This window comes from Candidatus Eisenbacteria bacterium (genome assembly GCA_016867715.1).
GTDB lineage: Bacteria > Orphanbacterota > Orphanbacteria > Orphanbacterales > Orphanbacteraceae > VGIW01.
Window position 1 is genome coordinate 1 of sequence record VGIW01000163.1, and the last position, 2,201, is coordinate 2,201.

A 2,201-nucleotide genomic window follows, 5' to 3' on the forward strand; every position below is an offset into this window, starting at 1 on the left:
GGGGACGAGGGGCGAGGTCCTCTGGGACGGGTCCGACTACCGAGGCCGCCCGGTCGCGAGCGGCCTCTATTACTGCCGCTTCGATGCGGGTGCCTACCGCGACACGCGCCGCATGACGCTGATTCGATAGCTCCTCTCTCGATGAGGATGGCCTCACTCCGCGTGGAAGCGGGGAGAGCCATCCATCGCGAAGATCGTGAGCCGTGCAGGATTCGAACCTGCGACTTCCTGCTTAAAAGGCAGGTGCTCTACCGACTGAGCTAACGGCCCACGTGGTTGTCAGTCCATCGGATAGCCTGATTCCGTCCACGTGCATCTTAGTCGTCCGACCACGGTTTTGCCACCGGTTTTATCTGGATCCGGGAGCACGCGACCGACAGGACCGATGCGATATCCGGCGCCGAGAAGAAGTCCTCAGTCGTTCATCGCGGGCATCTTCGTCTTCACGTACCCGGCGGGCGGCTCGAACGCGGACGCTTCGACCGTTCCGTGCTCCACCTTCACGAGCTCCGTCCGGAAGATCTCCTTCCCCGCCTGATCCTTCACGATCGAAAGGATCGGGATCCCGGGCACCTGGTCCTCCTTCGGGTTCTCGAAGTCTTTCGCCCAGTCGTTCATCTGCTCCATCCCGGGGACCATCGTCTTCATGAAGTCGGCGAATTCCTGGAATACCGAAAGATCGCTCGGCTCGAGGCGAACCGACTTCGGGTCGGCCGACCAGACCTCGCTCGTTTCCCCGCCGTCGGTCGTCACCGTGTATCCCTTGCACGGGAAGCCGTTGATCTCTTTGGATGCGTTCATCGGGGTCACGGTCCGCTTGGGAGGCGAGCCGGCCGGCATCGCCTGCTTCATCTGCTCGACCATGCCGGGCGGAAGCTGGCTCTTCATCTCCTCCATCTTCTGCATGGCCGCATTCATCCTCTCGGCCATTCTCTGCACGTCCGCTTCCGTCATCTCCGTGTAGCTCTTCTTCTCCGGCTCCAGGATCCACATCAGCTTCTTGTCGCCCCGGAAGATCATCCCGCCTTGCGGGCCGGTCATGGAGATCTTGTGGTCGGTCGTTCGAATCGTCTGCGTCTCCTCGTTCATCTTCGAGAGGATCGTGAGGTCAGCCGTCGCCGCGCCGGCGGTCGCGAGAAGGAGAATCGGAATGAGAAGAGAGTGTTGGCGCTTCATGATCGCTCCTTTCGTTGGGGGGGAAGGCCGGTGGCCCCGGCCAGAATAGTAGCAGAGGATATCCTCTCCATCGTCGATTCCGGGCGGGGATTCCATGAACGCAGTCCCGAACTCGCTGAAATGAGTGTGGTGTCCCCGGATCTCCGGTACCGGGTCGTCCTAGGCTCTCCCGCCTCGGGGAGGCATCGCCGAGACGATAGCGCGAAGAACAGCTTTGACCGATTCGGCGGTCGGGAAGACCCGAGCGATCTCGTCGTCCAGAACCACGACGAGCGGGCCCTTCGCCGCGCGAGAAGCGAAGCGGTTCCGCCTCGCCTTCGAGTAGTCGAAGCGGTACTCGGGACGAAGATCCTCGGAGACTCGGTCTCGCTTCTTACCTGCTCCAACCTTCTTCATAGTCCTCTCGTTCCTTCCGCGTGGCGGCCCGAGCGCTGATCACCCGAACCGTCTTTCGAGATGCCTGCACAAAGGACACGACGAGCAGGCGACCGACGACTGAGTAACCGACGGCGATTTCGCGGCTCTCTCTCATCGAATGCTCCTCGTCGTCGAGGATCGCCGCCAAGGGATCCGCGAAGACCGTGGCCGCCTCGTCGAAGTCACTCCGTGCCTTCTCATGCTGCGGGCGGCCTTGACCGGATCCCACTGAAAGCAGAGACCCATTGGCTCTCCTCCAAACTCATCCTAGCACCTTCCGCACGGGGACGGCGACAAGAAGAGAAGCAAGAACAGCCGATTCTCGCTCGCGTAGCACCGGATTTCGAATCCCCCCGTGCCCGACACGTCTTGCGCTTCCAGGATTCGCGAACAGGGAACCGGCTACGGAAGGTGGATTGATCGGACAAGAGCAACTCGTTGTTGATGATTCCGAGAAGAGGCTCAATCGGCCGAGGTTCCGATCGTGCACGCGACGGTCTGTTCCCGTTCCGGGCCGGTGGAGAGGAGAACGATCGGCGCGCCGACGGAGGAGGCAATCCGCTCGGCGTAGCGGACGAGGTTCGGGGGAAGATCCTCGACGCGTGAAG

At 61.8% G+C, this 2,201-nt stretch carries 3 protein-coding genes, 1 tRNA gene and 1 pseudogene; all 5 read right to left on the reverse strand.

Translation table 11 applies throughout. From position 1 onward, the window contains the following. Nucleotides 1-197: 197 nt before the first annotated feature. Nucleotides 198-270, reverse strand: a tRNA-Lys gene (locus FJY73_14320). 144 nt (nt 271-414) lie between these two features. Continuing rightward, on the reverse strand, nt 415-1,176 hold the full coding sequence (locus FJY73_14325; GenBank protein ID MBM3321836.1) for a DUF4412 domain-containing protein: 762 nt from the start codon (nt 1,174-1,176) through the stop codon (nt 415-417). Nucleotides 1,177-1,335: 159 nt separating this feature from the next. Next, nucleotides 1,336-1,572 carry a hypothetical protein gene (locus FJY73_14330; GenBank protein ID MBM3321837.1) on the reverse strand — a complete coding sequence of 79 codons (237 nt, stop codon included), beginning with the start codon at nt 1,570-1,572 and terminating at the stop codon, nt 1,336-1,338. Next, nucleotides 1,550-1,839: pseudogene (locus FJY73_14335) on the reverse strand (BrnT family toxin). Before FJY73_14335 ends, FJY73_14330 begins: the two are co-directional and overlap by 23 nt. A 216-nt stretch (nt 1,840-2,055) precedes the next feature. Next, nucleotides 2,056-2,201, reverse strand: a 146-nt coding sequence (locus FJY73_14340) for an adenylosuccinate synthetase (GenBank protein MBM3321838.1), incomplete at its 5' end; no start/stop codon positions are given.